Origin of the sequence: Criblamydia sequanensis CRIB-18 (assembly GCF_000750955.1) — a bacterium.
Classification (GTDB): domain Bacteria; phylum Chlamydiota; class Chlamydiia; order Chlamydiales; family Criblamydiaceae; genus Criblamydia; species Criblamydia sequanensis.
In genome coordinates this window covers 137,113-160,238 of record NZ_CCEJ010000008.1, presented here as the reverse complement: position 1 = coordinate 160,238, position 23,126 = coordinate 137,113, and the positions used below count along the sequence as shown (strand labels likewise).

Sequence of the window (23,126 nt, the reverse complement as noted above, 5' to 3'; positions counted from 1 at the left end):
GGTTCAAATTTTCCTTAAAGAATACATTAAAATAGCTCCGGCGGCGGCGGCATTTAAAGATTCGACGGCTCTTGAAATGGGGATGGTCACTTGTTTAAAAAGTTTTCGGAGGGTGGGCGCGACCCCTTGCGCTTCATTTCCTAGAACCAGGGCCAACGGTTCTTGGCTACTTAAGGATATGTCCTCAGGGGAAATTCCATTAAAATCCGCTATATAAACCGTAAACTTTTGTTTCTCCAAAAAATCTAAAAGCTCGCTTAAAGATCCTGAAATAAGAGGCATATTAAAAACAGCCCCTTTACTCGCCCTCAACGCCTTATCGTTGAAAGGATCGCAGCTGCCTGTTAACAAAAAGACCGCATCCCAATTTAAACCGGCAGCGGTTCTTATAAGAGCTCCCATATTGCCGGGGTCGCTTACGCGGTCTAAGATAAGAAGCCTTTGGCAGTTAGCGGATGGCATAACTTCATCTAATTGAACTTCAGCCAGGATCCCTTCCGGGGTAATGGTCTGGCTTATTTTTTTAAGGATGGCCTGAGTGATAAGGTAGCAATGACCCTCAAAGTTTTTAGGAAGATCCTCCTCATTTGCGATCATTAAGGATTTGATTTTCCCTTTTTCCAAAAGCTCAAGAACAAGCTTTTTTCCTTCAACCACAACCGCTTTCTCTTTTTTTCTATAAGCATTATCGCGGATTAGCTTGGCGTAGCGCTTGACTTGTTCGTGGTTTAAGCTTGTAATTTCTAAAGGTTTCTTGCTTCTTGCCATATGGGGGTTTTCTTTAGTTGAATCATGACTTTTTCTAAATCTTCGGTTTCTTCAGTAATCGCAATTTTTTCAGCTTCTTTAATCAAATCCCCCATTAAACGACCCGGACGAATCCCTTCGCTTTTAAGCCTTTCTCCTGTTAGCAGGGTTTGATTTTTAGAAGCTCTCAAAATAGGAGCTTTTAATCTTTCTTTAGCTTCTGTGTACTTTTCAAGGGCTTTTTCTCTTTCGCTTTCTTCTTCAAAAGTTAATAAAAAAGAGATAAAAGCCATTTCAGCCTTTTCTTTAGAGAGAAACTCTACCCAAGAAAATAAATCAATCGTTTCTTTATTTTTTATTTTTTGTAAAAGTTCTTTGGCTTTCAAATAACTTTGAAGTGCAAGTAGTGAATCTTTGCCGCATTTTAAATAAAAAACAAGGTCCTCAAATTCTTTTAACGAATAATCCGGAAAAAGATGAGCCAAATAGAGAATAACCGGCATATTTTTTGGCATAAGTGGAAAAGGCTTTACGCGTTTTTTTATTTCCTGTAAGTGAACTTGGCCAAGCGAGGGAAAAATAACCGGTAAAAGCATCAATCGATGCATTTCTATTAAAGCCCAATCAAACCTTGCCGATTTAGCCATTTTTGAAAATTCTTGAAAGATCCGCTCCATCGCAACTGAAGGAAAGAGCCTCTCGGCATTGGCAAGTATTGCCTCTTGCGTTTTGGAGTCTATAGTAAAACCAAATCTTGCAGCGAATCTAAAGGCTCGCACCATGCGGAGCCTATCTTCAAAAAAGCGATCATAAGGGTCGCCGATTGTCTTTATAATGCTTTTTTTTATATCCTCCATGCCGCCGACATAGTCATAGATCTTATGTTCCGATGGGTCATAAAACATACCGTTGATAGTGAAATCCCGTCTGATGGCATCTTCTTTGGGGCTACTAAAAACAATGCTATCAGGCTTTCTTCCATCTGAACCGACATCTGTTCTAAAGGTCGCGACTTCAAAGGGATGGCCTTCTATGATAACTATAACCACCCCAAAAGAGAGTCCTATCACAAGTGTTCTTGGAAAAAGGTCTAGAATCTTTTTTGGAGGGGCATCTGTTGCAATATCAATATCATCCGATTCTTTACCCATGACGTGATCACGAACCCAGCCGCCGGCAAAATAGGCTATGAAGCCTGCCGCATGCAGCTTCTCAATAATTTGAAGTGCAAGGTCGTAGGTGGATGTCATGAATTAAGGCCTTCTATAAAAAACAGTTTATTAAACATCCATAATATCGAAATGATCTCATAAAAGCTTCTCAATTTTCAAAAGAATGAGATGAATTCAAAATCGATTGAAAAATAACAAGTATGTTATTCTTTTCCTTTTTTTTGGCACATCTTATAACTTAACCTTATTCTAATAGTAAAAAAAAATTATTTTTTATGACGCGCGTTAAAATCCTAGATGACACGACTATCAATCAAATTGCAGCAGGCGAAGTTATTGAAAATCCGGCTTCTGTTGTAAAAGAACTCGTTGAAAACTCAATTGATGCGGGTGCAAGCGAAATTATTGTCGAGATCGAAGGGGGCGGAAGAGATCTTATCAGAGTTAGCGACAATGGGTTCGGCATGAATTCAGAGGATGCCCATCTTTCCCTTAAAAGACATGCCACCTCAAAAATAAGAACCATCGATGATTTATTTTTGACTTTAACTATGGGTTTTAGAGGGGAAGCTCTTCCATCGATTGCTTCTATTTCAAAGTTTTCACTTTTGACCAAAACGGACGGCGAACCGGCTTGCTTCATAAGAGTTGAAGGCGGCCATTTAATTCATAGCGCACCTTCCCATAGGGATAGAGGGACAACGATTGAAGTAAGGGATCTTTTTTTCAATGTCCCAGTAAGAAAAAAATTTCAGCGATCTACAAGTTATGACGCTTTGGATATTTCCCGGATTCTGACTAAGCTTTCCTTAGCGCATCCCTCTGTTAATTTTGAATTAAAAAATAATCATAAATTAGAGTTTCGCACTCGTCTAGCTAAAAATGGACAAGAAAAAGATCCCTTAATTCTTCTTGAGGAAAGAGCCAAGCAGGTTTTAAAAGAAGAATTTATAAAAAACAGCCTTTTATTTTCCTATAGAAATGATGACTTATCTTGTTTTGGGTTGCTTGGAAAACCCGAGGATGCAAGATCGACCAAAGGATCGCAATACCTGATCATCAATTCAAGGCCTGTTTATGCTGTCTCATTGTCAGAATGCATTAAGAATGCTTATGGCACTTTGATTGAACATCAAAAACATCCCTCATTTTTAATTCATCTTAATCTTCCGGCCTCTTACCTTGATGTGAATGTCCACCCGCAAAAAAGAGAAGTTCGCATCCGTCTTTTAGACAAAATAAAAGAAGAATTAACAAGGGCTTTTGTATCAAAGCTCCATGGCACAAAACTTGAAAAGGAAGAGCTAAACTATTTTAATAAACAGGAACGTTTCGAAGCTGAAATTGAAAACCTTAAATATGAATTCAAGCCATCTTTTTTAAGCCACGTTCATGAAAATCGAAATAGCAACCAAGAATCCTATGATTGTTTTCAAATAAGCAGCCTCTCCTCGGATGAAGCCCATCTTCCAAAAGAGGATGAAAACTTCGAGTTCAAATTTCCAATAGATCAAAAACTCTCCATCCTTACCCTCTACCCCGGATTTATTGTTTTAGAAGGGGTTTACAAAAACGGCGAAAAAAAAGAAGACAAGGGAATCACAATTGTAGATCAGAAATCTGCGATAGAAAGGCTCTTCTATTTCGCTTTTGAAAATAAAAAACCGCTTGAATCTCAACTTTTTTTAATCCCCCCTATCTTTCATCTGACAAACGAAGAGTGTGTGCTTTTAGAAGAAATTTCTGAGGAGCTTGCCCTTTTGGGGATGACTTTCAATAAACTTGGAAATAATCGGTTTGCTATGGAATCGTTTCCCTCTCTTCTAAAAGAAACCGATTTGAATGATTTTTTAAGAAAGCTTCTTGAAGAAATGGGACAAGGTGAAAAAAACACCCTAAACGATAAATGGACTAAAAAACTAACATGCGAAACTGTAAAATTTTCCAAAATCAATGAAAAAATTTTAACGAAACCGGAAGCTTTATTTATAGTTTCAAAATGTCTTGAACATAGCTTTAATTTCTCGCCCTCAGGAGATTCCATTTTTTTTCCTCTTGGATCTAATGAAACCAAAACTTTCTTTAATTTAAAAAAGTAGAGTGCCAGTGTCTAGGTTCTTCAATAGAATAGAAAAAGCAAGAGAGTTGATCAGCTTTTTAAAAACGGATCTTTTACTTATCGAAGACCCGATAAACCTATATTATCTTACAGGACTTAGCCTTTCTAAGGGTCAATTATTAATTTCAAAAAATAAAACTATCCTTATTGTTGATAATAGATACTTTCTGAATGCTAAAAAGAACTTTCCTTTCGATGTTAGGCTCTCCGAAGAGATAAATTTCAGCCAAACAATTTTAGACACGTTTAAAAAAACAAAAACTATTGGATTTGAAGCGCCCTTAACTTCCTACTCGCATTTTTTAGAGCTAAAAAAAGCTATAAAATCGATGGATAAAACACTTAAACCACTTCCGAATGTGATTTTAGAAAACTTACGATGTCTAAAAGAAGAAGAAGAAATTAAGAAAATAAAAGAAGCCTCTAAGCTAACAGATGAAGGCTTTGATCTTGCGAAAGCTCTTTTGAAAGAAGGCATAAAAGAACATGAGCTCGTGAATGAACTTTTAACTTTTTGGCTTTCCAGGGGAGCTGAAAAAGCTTTTAATCCCATCTTTGCTTTTGGAGAAAATAGCGCTTCCCCTCATCACTTAAGTAAAGACAAGCGATTAAAAAAAGGCGATCTTGTCCTTATAGACATTGGAGCTAAAAAAGATGGGTATTGTTCTGATATGACACGCGTCCTCTTTTTTGGAGAGCCTAAAAAAAAATTGATTTCCGTTTATAACTCTGTCTTGCGCGCCCAAGAAAAAGGGCTATCCTTAGCTAGGCCAAAATACCCCCTTAGGGATTTAAACCAAAATGTAAGAGATGAGCTTGAAAAAGACGGCTATGTAAAATACTTTACGCATAGCTTAGGGCATGGAGTGGGCCTTGAAATCCATGAGTGTCCCTCATTTTCAAGTAAACTTGCTTTAAAAGAAGGGATGGTTCTGACTATTGAACCGGGCGTTTATATTCCGGGTCTTGGAGGCGTTCGTATCGAAGACACGGTTTTGGTTCAAAAGAAAGGAATCCAAACCTTAACTAAATCGTCTAAAGAACTTTGTATTATCGATTAACTTTTTTATAAAAAATATATTTGACAAAAGCTATGCGATAAGACAATTTGTGGTAAATGACACAAGCGAGCGCTAAAGTTTTCGAACTCTCATCAGACAAAGCCTTTTTTGCTTTTTAAGTGAATAAATTTAGGTAGCGTTAAACGATGAAGCTTACTATAACCTTAGGCCTTCTTTTCTTAACCGTTTTCACAGCATCGTTTTTTGTAAAAAGCGAAAAATCATCTTTTAAAAGCCAAGAGATTGCTTCAAGCGATGATTTATTTAGAGATGATGTTTTTGAAAACCATCCTTTGCAAGAAGCGCCTCTTCAGGAAAAGCCCCTTCAGGAAGACCCTCTTCAAGAAAAACCCCTTCAGGAAGATCCTCTTCAAGAAGCTCCATTGCAAGAAGATCCTTTGCAAGAACTTAGAGATGATGGCCCTATGAATAGCGGAAGGCCTCTTCAAGAAGACCCGCTTCAAGAAGCGCCTTTGCAAGAAGCCCCTTTACAAGAACGCCCCATCGCTTCTCTTTTTCCGCATCCCCTAAAAGCTTTTCTTTTTTTTCCAATTACTCTTGAGATCTTTTCTCTTTTTACCCTCTGTGTTGGAACCTATAGACTAGGGAAGCTCCTTTTTTCTCGAAGGACAGGAAAGCTTGCAAGCGTTATCGTTCTCCTTTTTCCGGCCTTTATTCTAAACAAAGACCCTTATATGACTCTAAGCGCTTCCCTAATCACTTGGGGCTTTGTGTTATCATTTAAATCGATGATGCAAAGAAAAGGAGCCTATTCAAGACTTGGGCTCGCTTCCCTTCTCTTTGGATTTGCGAATGCCTTATCTTTAGCCGTTTTTTTTTCACCGCTAACTCTCCTTTTTTTAAAAAAATTCACTAAGCTTTCCCCAAGAAATTTTTTTTGCAAAATGGCCTTTTTAGTCAGCGTATCTTTTTCGATTTTCTTTCTGATCGAAATGTTCGGCTTAAAGAACCATCCCTTTATTGACTCCGGAGATAGAAATATGCTCGTTTTCTTAATAAAACGATTTTTTCTAACCCTCCAGGAGATCGCTTGGCCTATTAGCTTCTCACTTCCTACCCTTAAAAATGAACCTTTTAGAGCGGCAGTCGACTTATTATCTTGGTTGAGCTTCCTTTCCCTAATTCTTGTGACTTTGTACCAAAAGATCATGAAAGCTAAATTAAACCACCCCTTTGATGGGTTTATTGAATCCTTGCTGCTCTGTCTTTTTGTTGGAATCCTTATTTTTCCCCATGAATCTTATCACCTCTTTTTGAGCGTCCCTTTCTTTAGTCTTTACCTAGTCAAAACCTCCTTCTTTAAAGCCCACGCTCTCATTCGTCCCTAATTTTAATTTTTCAAAAATTAGTTTATTACAATTAACTCAATTTAATTGACTTTATTCAATTTAATATCTATGATATTTTTTAAAAAATAACTGGGTAATAAAATGAATAATAACTTAATTAATACCAACATAATTAAAGTAATTCCCATCGATCCTAATACCCCAGGTTTAGAGGTTACCCTCTCTTCCAAAAAAAGAACGATGTACTTATCTATCGATTTTAATAATAACGTTCACGTTCCCCAAGGCGAAGCCGATAGAAAAATCAATGAAGCTCGTATTCAATTGCAAGCTGTTCTTCAGGATGAAATAAATGTAAGAGGTAGAGAGCTTATCTGGAAAAAAGGGGCTAATACAAGTAAAACTGTTCTAACAGACTCTCTTTTCAAGCTTAGACTTAGTGGAAAAGATTACACCCCGCTTACTAAAGATCTTCAAGTCCTTACTCTTAGAAAAGGGCATGCCTTTGGCTTAAGCCCCATAACAAGTCCATTAAGGCTAACAAACGATAAAGTGATCGAAGTCTTAGATAGGATTCAAAGAGTTGGGCTGAGTAAAAGGTACGAAGAAGTTCTAAAAAAGGGACAGCAAACAGAAAAAAGAGATATGAATCTTGGAAATAAATCTGTCTCATTAGTGAATGAGAATGAAGCGGCAGAGGCCCTGGGAGTAAATTTACAAGGAAATCAAGCAGAAGCTCCCAAAAATTGGTTTCTTGGACTCATTGGCCGTATCGGGTCTTTTATAAAGGGTGTTTTTTGTAAAATTGCCGATTTCTTTAAAAGCTTTTTTAAGAAAAATGAAATAAAAGAAGAAAAAACTACACTTCCGGGTCAAATCGATCAGGAAAACCCTTCTGCTGAGGAAGATGCGCCTCCTGAAGGAGAAAATGATAATGATGGTTTTAATACTTTTGTTAAGCATTAACAACCCTTACTAAAGTAAATAAAAAACCCACGTAAATTAAAAAAAGAATTATAATTAAGTAAGTTTTATTTTACGTGAGGTTTCTCATGCAAACCCCTTCTTCTTCCACCCCATTACCTAAACCGCATCCGGTTCCTCTGCATCCTCATCCGATAGACCCGGCCAGGGTCTCTTCCGATGTCAAAAAAACGGCGGCGGCCGAACCCGGACACCTTGGAAAACATTCAGCCATTCCTATTGATTCTGATATCGCAAAAGAACTTGGCAGCCCTATCCCAGCTCACGGCGGACAACTTGATCCGGCCTCTCTTAAGGAAAAAAAGAAAGAGCTTGAGGAAGCAGAAGAAGAGCTTGAAGAGCCAGGCGTTGAAGGTGAGAGGGAAATGTCTACCTTTGAGGTCGCAAAAGCCCTCCTTGCCATGGCTTGGAAATCAGAAACTGTAAAAGCAATTGTCTTTAGCGCAATTACCTTAATTGCCGGAACCGCTTTACTTACAGCTGTTGCCGTCACCCCCTTTACTTTTGGGATCTCAGGCGCTATTGCCGCCATCATTGTTTCAACTGCCTTGATTGGCATCGGGGTTTGCTGTCTCTCCTATGGCATGGTCGCACCAAACTTTGAGGGTGAGCAGGAAATGGACCCTAAAATGGCTGAGAAATTAGATGCCATGCAAAAAACCATTTGGGGAGATATTAATGAGCTAAAAGCTAAAAAAGACGCCGCCCCCTCTTTCAAAAGGCTTTATGATGCTCATCAAGAGATACTTGGTTTAGCTGATGCCCCGGATGAATTTAGCAAAGGGCTTAAATCCCTTGCCGCAAGACAAGAGGAGCTTGATAAAAAAGTCCTTCAAAATAACCCTGAAAAAGAAACTGAACGGCTTGAAAATGAACTTCTAGAACTTCAAAAACGTCAGCTTGAAATCAAAGATCAAGCGGAAGAAAAAGAACTTGATGCTCAAGTTAAAAAAGAAAAGCTAGATGAACAAGCTCGTCTAGAAAGAATCATAGAAGCCCATAAGCAAAAAATCGATCTTCTAAAAGACAAAGCTCAAGATAATGAGTTGGCTGAAAGATATGCAGAAGAAGCAAAAAAAATAGATGCCGATTACAAAGCTCTTTTACTGCCGCACGCTAAATAACTTTATAATTTTTTTAGTTTTGCATACTTAGCCACAAGACTTTTAGGCCGGTTTTCTTTGGCAAATAAAACCTTGTAAGTAAGGCCAAGAGTGCTTTCATAAGACTCCTGAACAATCCCGACGCCAAAATCCTTATGGAAAACAGAATCTCCCGGTTTCAAATCTTCTAAATAAGCTTCTTCAATTTCCTCTACTTGATTTGTCCTCTCATAACTATAAGAAGCCCCTCCTCGGGTAAGGTACATTTTTGGAATTTCCCGGATAAAGCGGCTCGCTCTCTGAGTTCTTAATGAACCGAATAAATAGCGATAAAGAGCGTGAGTCAAGTATAGAGTGTCTTTGGCCCTTGTCATACCTACGTAGAGAAGCCTTCTCTCCTCTTCTAATTCATCATCGCTCTCTCGAGAATTGGCGTGCGGCAATAAATCTTCCTCAAGCCCGATGATAAAAACATGGCTAAACTCAAGGCCCTTACTATTATGAAGGGTCATTAATTTAACTTTTTCTTCTTCAGAAGAGGTTTCATCAAGAGAGGATTTTAAAGTGAGTTCTTCTAAAAAATGTTCTAAAGTTCCGGCTTCATGCATCTCATCCCATTCAATCGCTTTTCCAAGAAGAGCATCCAAGTTTTCTTTTCGATCATCATAAGTCTCTCGCTCTTCCCGTAAATGCTCTAGATAGCGGCCTTCATGAATTGCTGCTCCAACAAGATCCTCCATAGACCTTGTCTTAGCGGTTTCCCTAAGTTTTAAAATAAAATCAAGGTATTCCCTGATCCCGCTTATCTGCTTAGGCGACAATTTAAGGCTTGAATCTTCTCCTTGGAGAGCTCTATGGCAGCTTTCTAAAATGCTGACCTGATTTAATTCAGCAAAAGACTTTAACTTATCTAAAGTCGCCTGGCCTATTCCGCGTTTCGGTAAATTAATCGTTCGGGAAAATGCGATAAAATCGTGATCCGAGGCGGCCATTTTTAAGTAAGCGATCAAATCCTTGATTTCTCGTCTTTGATAAAAGGATAGCCCCCCGACAATAGTATAGGGAATAGCTCTTGATAAAAATTCGTCTTCAAGGGCTCTTGACTGAAAGTTTGTTCTATAGAAAACAGCCATCTCGCCATAGGATTTATCTTCGCTCCGATGAAGTTTTTTCAGCATATCGGCAACAAAGCTTGCTTCTTCCCTCTCATGGTCAGCTGTAAAGAGTTGTATAGGCTCCCCTTTTCCTCGAACCCCTTTGAGCCTTTTGTCATAACGATGGCTATTTTGCAAAATAAGGGCATTCGCAGCTTCTAAAATAGTTTCATAGCTTCTATAATTCTCTTCGATGCGAACCACTTTAGCGCCCGGAAAATCTTCCTCAAAGGAAAGAATGTGGCGCATTGTAGCCCCTCTCCAAGAATAAATCGCTTGGTCGGGGTCGCCCACAACAAAAATATTTTTATGCCTTTCCGCCAAAAGCTTGATGAGCTGGTACTGCGCATTATTCGTATCTTGATACTCATCCACCAAAAGAAATTGAAAGCGTTCCTGATACCTTTCTAAAATAGCCGCATTTTCCATAAACAATTTAACGGGTAGATAGATTAAATCATCAAAATCAACGGCGTTAAAAGATCTCAATCTTTCATCGTATAGCTTCCACACTTTTGATAAATGATCTAAAAGATCCTTATCGCCGGATGGATCTATCGTCTCATAAGAAGACATATTGTTTTTTTCACGGGAAATGGCCGATTTAAAAGCCTTGCTATCATAGCGTTTATCTTCAAGGCCCAAGTCTTTTAAACAAGATTTTAAAACCTTGTCTGAATCCTCTTCATCATAGATGGAAAAATGCTTTGATAGCCCCAAAAGATCTATCGATTCTCTTAAAATGCGAACCCCCAACCTATGAAACGTACTAATCCAAACATGTCTTTTGGTTAGTTTTGTCACGCGGTCTTTCATTTCTTCAGCCGCTTTATTGGTAAAGGTAAGCCCAAGGATTTGACTTTCCGGAACCCCAAGTGAAAGAAGATAGGAAATACGATAAGTTACAGTTCTTGTTTTCCCCGAGCCTGCCCCTGCAAGAACAAGCATGGGGCCTTCGATATGCTTAACGGCAAAAAGCTGCTCTTCATTTAGTTCTTCATCAAAATTGATTTCCATCGGGTCTACACAAACAGTCATTTAAAATTTCTCTTCTTTACTAGAAAGCCCTTAATCTAATCGTTGCAGCATTTTTTCTCGGGGCAATTTTTACAATCCTCGGGCTCAAATGAGGGTTTTTTAAGGTCTCTTCTTTGCTCCGACTCCCGTCTTCCAAGATTCCCGTATCTATGATAATCGACGCTGAGCGCGATTTCCCTTAAATAATTTAGAAGCTCGATTCGTCCGTTGCAAAGAGGTTTTCGAATGAGTATATCAAGCTCTCTATTTTGTAAAAATGTAAGAAAATTATTTATTGGATTTGAAAAAAAGCGCACTTGTTTAAACCCTTTTGCCCTTTTAAGAAAAGAGGCCTCATCTTCAAAGAAAAGATCTCGATTCAAAAATTCATTAAGAGGAAGAATTTTCTGAATAGATCCAAGCATTGATGCCGGCAAGCTGAAAGGCACTTTAGAGTTGCAGCTAAGTTTAGCTCCAAAAGCTAAGAGAAAATCCACCAAGGAATCGCCTTCTAATACTCTAATAATTTGATCTTCCTTAGCGTTATAACGAAGCCAATTATCTTGGCCCCGAAGGTTTGCAGGGTCATGGTCATAGTCAAAATAATAGTTCCAAAAAAAGGAATAGCTTTCAAAAGCAGCTTTAATTTTTTCCTTATCCTCCTTTGAAAAAAAAGACCAGTCGATGCCTTCAAAAAAAGATTTGCAAAGGCCTGTCATTTCTAAACCTTCTTCCGGAAGAGAAGTTTCCTTAATGTGAGCCAGAACAGTTAAAAAATTAGGCCCCCCGGCCTTTATCCCAGGTCCAAAGCTGCTATCTTTAAAACCGCCAAAAGGCTGTCTTTCAACGATAGCCCCGGTGATTCCTCGATTTACGTAAAGATTTCCTGCTTGAATTTTTGAAACCCATTCTGTTTGCTCTCGAATATCCAGACTTTGAAGTCCGGAAGTTAAACCGTAAGAGGTGCTGTTTGCAATTTCTAGAGCTTCTTTAAAATCTTTTACTCTAACAAGTGAAAGAATGGGTCCAAAGAGCTCTGTTTTAAAACTAAAACTATCTTTTTTAACCCCCATTTTTATCCCAGGACTTATAAGCCTTGGATTATCTTTATCTTGAAATGGTTCTAAAACCCACGATTCTCCTTCCTCAAGGGTATGCATAGCTTTTAAAAACTTTTCGCTCGGCTCATTAATGAGGGGGTTGATTTTAGTCGAGGGATTATGAGCGCTTCCAACCGTCAAGCTTTTTACGGCATCTTTAAGCTGACGGATAAAGTTGGGATCGTCATAAACTTCAGCTTCTAGCAAGACAAGGCTGCAAGCGCTGCATTTTTGGCCGGAAAATGAAAAAGCGGACTGGATAATATTCTTTATAGCCAAATCCCTATCGGCAAGCGAGGAAACAATAATCGCATTTTTCCCGCCGGTCTCAGCTATAAGATCCAAACCCGGCCTTAATTTCATAAATAGCTTAGCCGTTTCTGTCGATCCGGTTAAAAGAATAGTGTTTAAATTAGGATCGCGAATTAATTGGGTGCCAACCGGGTCGTCTTCGCAAGCAATGAATTGAAGTACATCCTTTGGAACCCCCGCATCCCAAAATAGTTTGGCAATTTCATAACCCACTAAAATAGCTTCAGGTGCAGGTTTAAACAAAACAGCATTTCTCACAATTAAAGCTGCTGCTATCCCGCCAACTGGAATCGAGCAGGGAAAGTTCCAGGGAGAAGCAATAAGAACATTTCCCTTGGGAAGATACTCGACTCCTTTTAAGCTCATCCACTGCGATCGATTTTTTTGATAATACTCTAAAAAATCGATCGCTTCTGAAACCTCAGCATCGCCTTCAGGAATTGGTTTTGCGGTATCGATAAGCATGGCGGCAATAAGCCGCCCTCTTCTTTTTTTAAATAAATTGGCAGCGGTATGCATGATGACACGAACCCTTTCATCCTCTAAGTTCGCCCATTTTTTTTGAGCCTCTTTAGCAATTAAAAGAGCTTCTTTTACATTTTCCTCATTTGCCAAAGCATAGCTATAAGCTGTCATTGAGGGCATAGAGGGATCTATTCCCTGATTTTGCTTTCGCCCGTCAAAGAGCTCTTTACCCCCGATGACATTGGGAATAGACACGGGAAGATCCTTCTTAAATTTTTCTATTTCTTCTTTTATCCAATCCCTATTTTCACTTACGACCCAATCTACATTTGGTTCATTTATAAAAGGGGCATTTAAGGGTAAAGAATGAATATTGTTTGCCTTATCATCTCTTCTAACCCTATTTGAAAGAAACTCTATAAATTTGTAAGATTCGCGAAAAGAGCCCTCTTGAGCAACCCAGTCTCTATTACCGGCTTTCAAATCAAACAGATGCGTTAAAAAATTGTCAGGGGCTGTATTTTCATCGAGCCTTCTTACAAGGTAGGCTAAAGCATTGACAAAATCCTCTTCTTTTGCAGCCGGGCAATAAAGCAGAATCTCTCCTGCAAGCTTAGAAAGGCTTCTTCTTAACGGGTCTGCCATACCCTCTAGCATTTCAAAGCCTGAAAATTCTTCTGTGCCATTTTCTGCTCTTAAAACAAGGCCTAGGGCAATATCAAAAAGATTATGGCTTCCTATTCCTAAGTGGGCATAAGGGGCATTTTCTCGGCTTAAACCAAGACGCATCATTTTTTTATAATTGGCATCCACTTCTTTTTTGGAAGAATAAGGAGCTTTTGGAAAGCCTTCAATCGCGGATTCTAATTCCTCAAGAGCCATATTAGCCCCTTTTACAAGCCTGATTTTTATAGGAGCGCCTCCTTTTTTAACCCTATTTTTTGCAAAATCGATTAATTCTTCATGAAGGGCATAAGAGTCAGGAAGATAGCTTTGTAAAACTATGCCGGCGGATAAATCTAAAAATTCTTTTTGAGAAAGCACCTCTTTAAAAAGAGCCACCGTCAGATGAAGATCTTTATACTCTTCCATATCGAGATAAACAAATTTATATTTTGTAGATCCATCGGGTAGGATAATTTTATTTTTTTTAGCTTCTGAATAAAGAGCGCTTAAATTTTCTCTTAATACAGCAAGTGTTTTATCCCAGTCTAAGAGGTTGATCTGGCTGTAAATGCTAGATATTTTGATAGAAACACACTCTACTTCTTTTTTCTTAAGATCCTCTAAGTAAGTCGATAAACGTTTTTTAGCTTCTTCCTCGCCTAAAATGGCTTCGCCCAAGTGATTTAAATTGATTTTCACATTTTCTTGTTTTCGAATCCCGATATGCCTTAGAAGAGGCTTTTCTTCACCCGGTAAAATGACCGTTTTTGTTTCTTGTCTTAGCTTTTTTTTGAATAGAGATAGGAAAAAAGAAGGAAAGGTTTTTCCAAAATGGCGAATGACCTGAAGCCCAATTCGTTTGCCAAAATTAAGAAAATTCGGTTGATCAAAACGATCGAGTAAAAAAAGAAGTTGATCAAGAGCTCTTTTATCATTTTTAGATCTAAAAACTTGATCTGTGATTTGCATGACCATCGTTTTCGAAGCTCGGTCTTTGACCATTTTATGAAGCTCTTCTTCTCTTTTTCTTTCACAGTCTGTTTTTAACTCTTCTGAATAAGCTAAGATTTCTTTAGCTAAGGTGACTGCATGATCCATCCTCTCTTCGTCATTTAAGGGCTTTAAATGCAAAAAGTTTAAAAGTTCTCTTGCATGTTTTAAACCGGTATTATTGATCATGATAGCCCTAAAATATAAACCTTTCGTAAACTCTTAGTTGACGGGAATATTAAAAAAGAGCACCTTTTAAACCCAACTTGGTTTAAGCCCGCAACCTCATCCAAAGTCTAATTTAAATAAATAATTTAAAAAATGATTAAAAAAATCACGCTTACGTTTCTTTTATTCACCTTCTTACAACTCAACCGGCCGCTTGAAGCCAAGGCTCATGTCAAACCCGGGATCGAAGTTCTTTTAAAAGAACCCTATATTCAAGAGCTTAAGGGAAAAAAAATTGGGCTCATCACAAATCATACGGCTATCTCCTCAACTCTTGAACACACCCTGGATTTACTAAAGGCCCGCGAAAATGCGATAGGTTTTAAAATACTTGCCTTATTCGCCCCCGAACACGGCCTTGACGGGAACTGTTATGCGTATGAGGATGTGAAAGATTCTTGCAAAATGGAGATCCCGACTTTCAGCTTGCATGGCAAAACAAGAAGACCGACAGAAGAGATGCTTAAAGGGCTTGATCTTCTCATCTATGACATCCAAGATATCGGGAGTAGATCCTACACTTATACAACTACTCTTTTCTACGTCATGGAGGAAGCGGCAAAAAAAAATATTAAAGTCTTAGTTTTAGATAGGCCTAATCCCTTGGGGGGAGAATTAATCGATGGACCCATGCTCGACGAAAACTTAAGATCCATGGTGGGTTATGTTAATGTCCCTTACTGCCATGGGATGACAATCGGTGAGCTGGCTTACTTTTTTAATGAAGAATACCGTATTCACTGCCCTTTAAAAATAATCCCTATGGATGGGTGGAAAAGGTCCATGAGTTTTGAAGATACCGGGCTTACCTGGATTCCGACAAGCCCTCAAATTCCGGAACCTACAACCGTTTTTTATTACCCGACCACAGGAATGCTAGGGGAGCTATCCCTCTCAAGCATAGGCATCGGCTACACCCTTCCTTTTAAAATCGTCGGAGCTCCTTGGATTGAAGCCAAAGCTTTTGCAAAAGCCTTAAACGGGCACCATTTTAAAGGAGTTCGCTTTGAACCTTTTTATTTTAGACCTTTCTTTGGAAAATTCGCTCATCAAAATTGCGAAGGGGTTTTAATCTGCATTACCGATAAAAAAATGTATAAGCCGGTATCCACTCAATTTTTAATTGCCGGAACCTTGAAAAGTCTATATCCCGAACAGTTTAAAGAAGCTCTCTTGGCAAGCCAAAAGAAAAAAGATATTTTTGAAAAAGTATGCGGAAGTAAAGAAATTTATCAAATCATAAGTGAAAAACCCTATATCATTTGGCCTTTAATCACATTCCATGAAAATGAAAAAAAGATTTTCTTAGAAAAAAGAAAAAAATATTTAAACCCGAATTACACTTAAATCCCTTGATGCGAACTCTTTTACCCCTTTAACACTGATAATTTTAAAAGGGAATCTCGCAAGGTTAAATTTTCTAATATCTGATTTGGCACTCTCATCTAATGTTTGCTAAAAGTGCATGGCAAGTTCTTGACATAAAAGGAGCCCCTCTCATAGAATGCCTTCTTAACTTCTCTACTTAATTACAGGATCAAACTTTTACATTTTAAGGAGTCAAGACATGACACATATTAAACCTCTTGGCGATCGCGTACTAATTAAGCGCTCCAAAGCAAAACAAACAAAAGGCGGCATTTTTTTGCCTGACTCTGCTCAGGAAAAACCAAAAGAAGGGGTCGTCGTTGAAGTCGGGCCCGGAAAAATGAATGAAGATGGAAAGCGTGAACCTTTAGTTTTAAAAAAGGGTGATCGAGTCCTCATTTCTCCATATGGCGGAACTGAAGTAAAACAGCCCTCCGATGATGAAGAATATTTGATTATGCGTGAAGAAGATGTTCTTGGAATCTTGAGCTAATCTAATCCCTTAAAAATTAACAGGAGTTTTCCGCATGGCCGCAAAAATGCTACAATTTCGTGATGAGGCTTTAAAATCAATTGCTAAAGGACTTAAAACTTTAGCTAAAGCTGTAAAAGTCACACTTGGCCCAAAGGGTCGAAACGTCGTTATTAAAAAGGGTTTTGGCACACCAACCTCGACAAAAGACGGTGTAACCGTGGCAAAAGAGATTGCCTTAAAAGATAAATTTGAAAATATGGGAGCGCAGCTTGTAAAAGAGATCGCTTCTAAGACCTCTGAGGTGGCAGGCGATGGCACAACCACAGCCATTGTTTTAGCTGAAGCCCTTTTTCAAGCAGGAGCTAAAAACGTTGCCACAGGCGCAAACCCCATTTTAGTTAAAAGAGGCATCGATAAAGCGGTTGATACTCTTTGCGATGCCCTCTCAAAGCTTGCAAAACCTGTCCATTCGTCAGAAGAAATAAAGCAAATCGCAACGATTTCTGCAAATAACGACCTCGAAATCGGTTCTTTAATTTCTGAAGCTATGGAAAAAGTTGGAAAAGACGGGATTATCACCGTTTCAGAAGCAAAAGGCATTGATACAACACTTGATGTAGTAGAAGGCTTGCAGTTTGATAAGGGCTATCTTTCTCCTTATTTCATCACCAATCCCGAGAACATGAGTGTTGAGATGGAAAATGCTTTTATCCTCTTAACAGACAAAAAAATTTCAACAGCAAAAGATTTAATCCCAATTCTTGAACAAATCGGGGAAAAAGGCGGAAAGCTTTTAATTATTGCAGAAGATGTGGATGGGGAAGCCTTGGCTACTTTAGTTGTCAACAAGCTAAAAGGCGGCATGCAGCTTGCAGCTGTTAAAGCGCCGGGTTTTGGAGACAAGCGTAAAGCCATGCTTCAAGACATTGCCATCTTGACAGGCGCGACTGTGATCACAGAAGAGCTTGGCATGAAGCTTGATGAGACCGATTTAAACTCCCTTGGAAAAGCGAAGACTATTAAAGTCACTAAAGAAGAAACCACCATCATTGATGGCATGGGTGAAGAGAAAGCGGTTCAAAATCGCATCCGTGAAATTAAATCACTTATCTCCAATACGACATCCGATTATGAAAGAGAACAACTTGAAACTCGCCTTGCGAAACTTGCAGGCGGTGTCGCAGTAGTTTACGTTGGAGCCGCAACAGAGACTGAGCTTAAAGAGAAAAAAGCTCGGGTTGAAGATGCGCTTCATGCTACAAGAGCCGCCGTCGCAGAAGGGGTGGTTCCTGGCGGTGGAGTAGCTCTTTTAAGAGCTGTAAAATCTCTTGAAGACCTTAATCTTACAGGCGATGAAGCGATCGGGAATGCGATCGTTAAAAAAGCCTGCTTTGCTCCGGCTAGCGCGATTGCTTCCAACTGCGGAAAAGAAGGAAACCTAATCGCAGAAAAAATCTACGAAGGCAAAGGGAACTTTGGCTATAACGGCTTGACGGATGAATTTACAGATCTTCTTAAAGCCGGGGTCATTGATCCGGTACTTGTCACAAAAAGCGCTATTAGAAATGCAGCTTCGATTTCAGGGCTATTACTAACAACCGCTTGCATCATCACTGAAAAACCAAAACCTAAATCCAAATCTCCAAGCATGGCCGGAATGGGTGGTATGGGCGGCATGGGCGGCATGGGTGGTATGGGAGGAATGGGCGGCATGGGCATGGGTGGCATGGGCATGGGCGGCATGGGAATGGGAATGGATGACATGATGTAAAATCAATCCCTTATCACTTTCTTCTTACAAGAAGGCCCTCTAAAAAAGGGTCTTCTTTTATTTAACTACTAAATCCTAGGTGTTAAAATGCCGACTTATGACTACACTTGCGAAAATTGCGGACACAGACTGGAAGCCTTCCAGAAGATAACCTCAGATCCTCTTACCACTTGTCCAAAATGCCATAAAGAGGCTTTAAGACGAGGACCGGGCGGCGGGATCGGCCTTTCGTTTAAAGGAAGCGGCTTTTATATCACTGACTATAAGTCCCCGCCTAAAAGCGACAGCAAAGATTCCTCACCTAAAAAAGAGCCGCAAAGTAAAAATGATTCCCCTAAAGGATGCTGCCCATGCGGAAAAAATAAAAAAGAGTGTTCTTAAAGTTTTTAATTCTTAAAAACGCAAGCCACCCATCCCTCTTTTTCAAGGCTTTCTTGCAGCCTAAAGCCGGCTTTTATTTGCTTTTGAATATATTTCGTCTTATCTTTTTCAAGGATACCTGACGTCACAAGATATATCTCCACCCCCTTAAGCTTTTCTATTTGCGTTTGATGGAAAGCTGTCTTTTGCTCGCTTTCAATCATGTTCATAAACACAAAAAGTGTTTTCTGATTAAGAAGACTATCTAGAAGCCCCTCAAAAGGGGTTAAATGAGCTTCTATGATTGAGTCAAAGTGGTTTAACTTGGCATTTTCCTTAGTGTGAGAAACAGCTTCAGGGTCAATATCAAGAGCGATTACTTTTTTCGCACCCCAGGAAGCTGCAGCAATTGACAAAATGCCGCTTCCCGATCCTATATCTATGCAAAAAGCTTCTTTTAAAGGAAGCTTAGACATAAGTTTTAAGGTAAGCTCTGTCGTCATATGGGAAAGGTCCCCAAATCCGGGCCCGGGAAGCATACTAATTTCGCGGCCGCTTTTTCCAAAATCAATGGGTTGAATTTTTAAAAAGCCGTCTTGATAATATTTAGAATGGGCTTGCCACTCCGATTCCCAATCCACAACCCCGGTTCCCAAAGCTTCTGCTTTAAAAGGATTAAATTTCTCTTTAAGCTCGTTTAATTCAACCTCTTCATTTCTTTCAAAAGCGGTAAATATTTCAACTTCACCTTCTGTTTCAACAACTGCAAAAACAGGCAAATTTTTTGATTCTAAATAAGAAATAATAACGTTCTCGTTTTCAATTGGGATAATTAGTTTATAATGCAACAAAATCAACTTCTCTTTTTAATAAGTTAAGAAAATTTAATCCCGTAATTTTAGCAAGTCAGAGTTAAGGAAGCCATCACGAAATCAAAAAAGGTGGCCTTAAAGCTTCTCTTATTTGCTAAAAAATTCCTTTCTAGATAAGGTTTTTATAGATTTATTTAATCAAAGGGAAGAGTCAATGCATATCAAAATAAAAAAAGGTCTTGATATCCCAATTATTGGAAAACCAGAAGGCTCCATACAAAAACTTCAACCTTCCGGACAATCTTCAACAATTGAGCATTTCAACCATATTGCCCTTGATTTCTCTCCCTTTGACACCCAGTTTGTTCTCTTAAAAAAAATAGGGGACACAGTCAGCATTGGCGAACCTGTAGCTTTCGACAAGAAAAATGATTACCGAAAGTTTGTATCCCCGGCAAGCGGTGTGATCAAGGCTCTTCATAGAGGTCTTAAAAGACGCCTCTTAACCATGGTAATTGAAGTTAAACAGCACGAAGATATTTTCGAACACCCTCCTTTAAATCCAAACCATGCAACAAAAGAAGAGCTTTTAGACCGCCTTTATGAAGGCGGCGCTATGTTTTTTATTCAGGAAAGGCCTTTTTGTCTTCTCCCCTCTAAAGAAAAAAAACCTTCTGCCATTTTTATTAAAGCCTTGGAATCAGCTCCCTTTGTACCCCCTGCAGAATATCAACTTGAGGGCTATGAATCCGAATTTAAACTAGGTTTGGAAGTTTTAAAAAAATTAACAGACGGCAAGGTTCACCTTGTCAGGGCTATGAATGCCGTCCACCCTCTTTTGATCGGTCAAGAAGGCATTACGTACCACACAGCGGAAGGCCCCCATCCCATTTCCAATCCCTCGCTTCATATTCAAAATATTTCCCCTATTAGGTCTGCTGAAGATGTGGTTTGGACTTTAAATGTGCGGGATGTCATTACAGTGGGTTCTCTTGTTGGAAAAGGGAAATATCCAATTGATCGAGTCATTGGAATCGGCGGCCCCGGTATTTTAGAAGGTAAAAGGGGTTACTTTAGAGTTAGAGAAGGCATTCCTGTATCTGCTCTTATTGCAGGCAGGCTCATTAAGCAGCCGATGCGACTTATTTCAGGAGATCCTTTAATGGGTCATAAAGTGGAGCCGGATGGTTTTTTAGGCATTTTAGACTATGCTTTTTCCGCCATCCCCGAAAATAGACAACGTGAGTTTTTACACTTTTTTAGACTTGGGCTAGATAAATACTCCTTTAGCCGAGCCTATGCTTCCGGGCATATGAACCCTGAAAAAACAGAATTTGACTTTACGACAAACATGCACGGGGAACATAGGGCCTTTATTGACTCAACCCTTTATCAAAAAGTTCAACCCCTTAGAATTCCAACCATGCAGCTTGTCAAAGCCGTCATGGCAGAAGATTTTGATCTTGCGGAAGAACTAGGCCTCCTGGAAGTCGCCCCTGAAGATTTCGCGCTTACAACCTTTGTTTGCCCATCCAAAATCGAAATGGTTGAAATCATTAAAGATGGTTTGAGAAAATATTCCAAGGAAATGTCATAAACTTTAGAACGCTTGTAAAAATAAGCTCTCGATTTTTACAAATTGAGAGCCTTTGTCAAAAAGCTTTTCGCTTAAATTTTGCAAACCCTTATTCTGTCCCCTTTTAAAAGGCATTCTTCATTAGACTTCTTTTTCTTAAAGACACATGACAGATAACCGAAGCATAAAATTCATTTTCTGCTTTTTAATTTTAGTCTCTACTTTCTCTTTCTGTAGAGCTGATTTGGAAAGACGAAACTTATTTGATGACTTAACTATAGTTGAGAGCATTAATAAGAGATTATGCTACCGAGTCCCTTTGCACTATAACCATCTTCTGATGGGAGGCTATATCAATATGCCTTCCGCTCGTATAGGGAATGAAGGGGAGCTTGGCGCAGGGTTTGCTTACGTTTCTCCCTATCATATCTATAGCGCTCGCTGCGAATTAAATTACTGGCTTGAAGTTTCTTTAAACTACCGCGTTTTTAAAGGCGTCGATGACCCCGTCCTAACCCCCTTTGGCTTTGGGGATATGTCAGACAAAGGGGCAAATATTAAACTTGCCATTTTGCATCCTGAAGACTCTGATTATGTCCTTCCCGGAATCGCCGTCGGGCTTGAAGACTTTCTTGGCACTAAAAGCTTTGAAGCAAGCTATGTCGCTTTAACAAAAGTATTTGCCAAAGAAGCGATGGAATTGACGCTCGGGTATGGCGGAAAAAGAATAAGAGGTTTTTTTGGCGGTTTTTCCTGGATGCCCTTTAAAAATTATGAGGAATCCTGGATTTATCCGCTCTTTCTTGTAGCCGAGTATGACGCCACACCCTATAAAGACAAAAATATAGAGCCTCACCCCGATGGCAGAGAGAAAAAAAGCGCGATCAATTTAGGGCTTAAATGGCGCGTTTTTGATACTTTTGACCTTTCAGCAAGCTACATTCGCGGCTGCGCTTTTGCTTTTAGCTTATCCACTTTTTATAATTTCGGAATGACGAAAGGCTTTGTGCCGAAAGTGGAAGACCCTCTTCCTTATAGAGCGCCTGTTGTTCATGAACCCATCTCGCAATTAAGACCGGAGGAAGCTTTTAGCCAAGAGCTTGCATATGTATTAAAGTCTCAAGGGTTTATGCTTTTAAAAGTTTCTCTTACACAAGAGCCGCTTGGCCTTGCCACTCTTCGAATTCATGCGGAAAATTTAGCTTATAGCGAGGAAGAGGAAGTAAGAAGGCGCATTTCCTATATTATGGCAAGCTTAGTGCCGGATGGCATCCAAGCCATTACAGTGGTTATAGAAGGCGATGGTTTTGAAGCTCAGGAATACCACTTTCTTTCAGCTTGGCTTAAAGCTTTTCAGTTAGGCGGCATGGGGTTTTACGAGCTTAAAATTCATTCCCCCCTTTTGGATTATAAAGCCCTTCCTCCTTATGCTGAAACTGTAATATTTAAGGCGAATAGGCCCGCCATTTCTTTTTTTGTGCTGCCGGATTTTCACTCCTTTTTTGGAAGCGCTAAAGGAAAATTTAAATATGCCTTTGGAGCAGCCCCCGGAATAGAGGGCTATCTTTCCAACGCTATTTACTATACAGCCCGGGTCGGCTTTCTTTTCGTTTCTGACATCGATAATTTAAAAGATGTCGATCGTTTAAACCCCTCTCAGCTATTAAACGTTCGAAGCGACATCATCAACTACTATAAGCAAAGAGGTTTAACTTTTCAGGAACTCTATTTTCGTAAAATCTGGAATTTGGGAAACGCTTTCTTTTCAAAATTATCTTGGGGTTGGCTTGAAAGAATGTATGGAGGGGTGGCAGGTGAAATTCTCTATTATCCGGTGAACAGCTGTTTTGCCTTAGGGATTGAGGGAGCGGTAGTCAAAAAAAGAACTACGACAGGGTTTGGATTTGAAAAAAAAATAAGGCGCTTAAGAGGTTTTACTCCGACCTACGTCAACTTTATAGGAAATCAAGCTTTTTTCAATCTATATTATGATTGGAAAGGCCCGGATCTTGAATTTAGGATTAAAGTCGGACAGTTTCTGGCAAGGGATTTTGGGGTTCGCTATGAAGTGTCGCGCTATTTTGAAAGCGGTTTAAGAGTAACTTTTTGGTATACAAGAACAAATGGCCATGATGAGATTAATGGGTCCACCTATTATGATAAAGGGGCGATGATTTCCATGCCTTTAGACATCTTCTACACGCAATCTTCAAGAAAACGCTTTTACTATGGAATGTCAGCCTGGTTAAGGGATGTCGGTCAATTTGCAAACACAGGCGGAAACCTATATGACCTCATTAATGACTTACGAGAGTATTAAATAAGCGTTTGAATCA

At 39.3% G+C, this 23,126-nt stretch carries 16 protein-coding genes; 11 read left to right on the top strand and 5 right to left on the bottom strand.

Annotation, left to right across the window (positions count from 1 at the left end):
• Positions 1–3: 3 nt before the first annotated feature.
• Together CSEC_RS08665 and CSEC_RS08660 are read right to left on the bottom strand one after the other, a co-directional pair.
• Entirely contained in the window at positions 4–768 is a 765-nt protein-coding gene (locus tag CSEC_RS08665; RefSeq protein WP_041018047.1) for a TrmH family RNA methyltransferase, read from the bottom strand.
• Entirely contained in the window at positions 744–1,997 is a 1,254-nt protein-coding gene (locus CSEC_RS08660; protein WP_041018046.1) for a CCA tRNA nucleotidyltransferase, read from the bottom strand. The genes CSEC_RS08665 and CSEC_RS08660 overlap by 25 nt, the downstream gene beginning before the upstream one ends.
• Positions 1,998–2,194: 197 nt before the next feature.
• On the opposite strand from CSEC_RS08660, the gene mutL reads away from it, so the two are divergent.
• The 5 genes from mutL to CSEC_RS08635 all read left to right on the top strand — a co-directional run bounded on the left by mutL (position 2,195) and on the right by CSEC_RS08635 (position 8,517).
• On the top strand, positions 2,195–4,018 hold the full coding sequence (gene mutL / locus CSEC_RS12785) for a DNA mismatch repair endonuclease MutL (RefSeq protein ID WP_053331939.1): 1,824 nt from the start codon (positions 2,195–2,197) through the stop codon (positions 4,016–4,018).
• A 7-nt stretch (positions 4,019–4,025) separates the two neighbouring features.
• Positions 4,026–5,099: a M24 family metallopeptidase gene (locus CSEC_RS08650; RefSeq protein WP_079978031.1), complete on the top strand. Its 1,074-nt coding sequence runs from the start codon at positions 4,026–4,028 to the stop codon at positions 5,097–5,099.
• Between the two features lie 146 nt (positions 5,100–5,245).
• Entirely contained in the window at positions 5,246–6,448 is a 1,203-nt protein-coding gene (locus CSEC_RS08645; RefSeq protein ID WP_041018045.1) for a hypothetical protein, read from the top strand.
• 102 nt (positions 6,449–6,550) lie between these two features.
• Positions 6,551–7,375: a hypothetical protein gene (locus CSEC_RS08640; protein ID WP_041018044.1), complete on the top strand. Its 825-nt coding sequence runs from the start codon at positions 6,551–6,553 to the stop codon at positions 7,373–7,375.
• A gap of 86 nt (positions 7,376–7,461) precedes the next feature.
• Positions 7,462–8,517, top strand: a complete 1,056-nt coding sequence (locus CSEC_RS08635) for a hypothetical protein (RefSeq protein WP_041018043.1) — start codon at positions 7,462–7,464, stop codon at positions 8,515–8,517.
• A gap of 2 nt (positions 8,518–8,519) precedes the next feature.
• Here the strand turns inward: CSEC_RS08635 and CSEC_RS08630 are convergent, their stop codons facing one another.
• Both CSEC_RS08630 and CSEC_RS08625 read right to left on the bottom strand, forming a co-directional pair.
• Complete coding sequence (locus CSEC_RS08630) at positions 8,520–10,688, bottom strand: ATP-dependent helicase (RefSeq protein WP_237559230.1); 2,169 nt, start codon at positions 10,686–10,688, stop codon at positions 8,520–8,522.
• Positions 10,689–10,723: 35 nt separating this feature from the next.
• Positions 10,724–14,389 carry a bifunctional proline dehydrogenase/L-glutamate gamma-semialdehyde dehydrogenase gene (locus CSEC_RS08625; RefSeq protein ID WP_053331937.1) on the bottom strand — a complete coding sequence of 1,222 codons (3,666 nt, stop codon included), beginning with the start codon at positions 14,387–14,389 and terminating at the stop codon, positions 10,724–10,726.
• A gap of 132 nt (positions 14,390–14,521) precedes the next feature.
• Here CSEC_RS08625 and CSEC_RS08620 point away from each other — a divergent pair, with 132 nt between their 5' ends.
• The 4 genes from CSEC_RS08620 to CSEC_RS12780 all read left to right on the top strand — a co-directional run bounded on the left by CSEC_RS08620 (position 14,522) and on the right by CSEC_RS12780 (position 18,423).
• Entirely contained in the window at positions 14,522–15,775 is a 1,254-nt protein-coding gene (locus CSEC_RS08620; protein WP_041018041.1) for an exo-beta-N-acetylmuramidase NamZ family protein, read from the top strand.
• A gap of 220 nt (positions 15,776–15,995) precedes the next feature.
• Positions 15,996–16,289: a co-chaperone GroES gene (locus CSEC_RS08615; protein WP_041018040.1), complete on the top strand. Its 294-nt coding sequence runs from the start codon at positions 15,996–15,998 to the stop codon at positions 16,287–16,289.
• Positions 16,290–16,323: 34 nt separating this feature from the next.
• Positions 16,324–18,042 (top strand): chaperonin GroEL, encoded by a 1,719-nt coding sequence (groL, locus tag CSEC_RS08610; RefSeq protein ID WP_041018039.1) that lies wholly within the window; start codon positions 16,324–16,326, stop codon positions 18,040–18,042.
• Positions 18,043–18,129: 87 nt separating this feature from the next.
• Positions 18,130–18,423 carry an FmdB family zinc ribbon protein gene (locus CSEC_RS12780; protein WP_053331936.1) on the top strand — a complete coding sequence of 98 codons (294 nt, stop codon included), beginning with the start codon at positions 18,130–18,132 and terminating at the stop codon, positions 18,421–18,423.
• A gap of 5 nt (positions 18,424–18,428) precedes the next feature.
• Here CSEC_RS12780 and CSEC_RS08600 read toward each other — a convergent pair whose 3' ends face one another.
• Entirely contained in the window at positions 18,429–19,253 is an 825-nt protein-coding gene (locus tag CSEC_RS08600; RefSeq protein ID WP_053331935.1) for a 50S ribosomal protein L11 methyltransferase, read from the bottom strand.
• Positions 19,254–19,428: 175 nt separating this feature from the next.
• Between CSEC_RS08600 and CSEC_RS08595 the strand changes: the two genes are divergently transcribed.
• Together CSEC_RS08595 and CSEC_RS08590 are read left to right on the top strand one after the other, a co-directional pair.
• Positions 19,429–20,811, top strand: a complete 1,383-nt coding sequence (locus tag CSEC_RS08595; RefSeq protein WP_041018038.1) for a Na(+)-translocating NADH-quinone reductase subunit A — start codon at positions 19,429–19,431, stop codon at positions 20,809–20,811.
• Positions 20,812–20,956: 145 nt separating this feature from the next.
• Positions 20,957–23,110: a YjbH domain-containing protein gene (locus CSEC_RS08590; protein ID WP_041018037.1), complete on the top strand. Its 2,154-nt coding sequence runs from the start codon at positions 20,957–20,959 to the stop codon at positions 23,108–23,110.
• Positions 23,111–23,126: the final 16 nt, after the last annotated feature.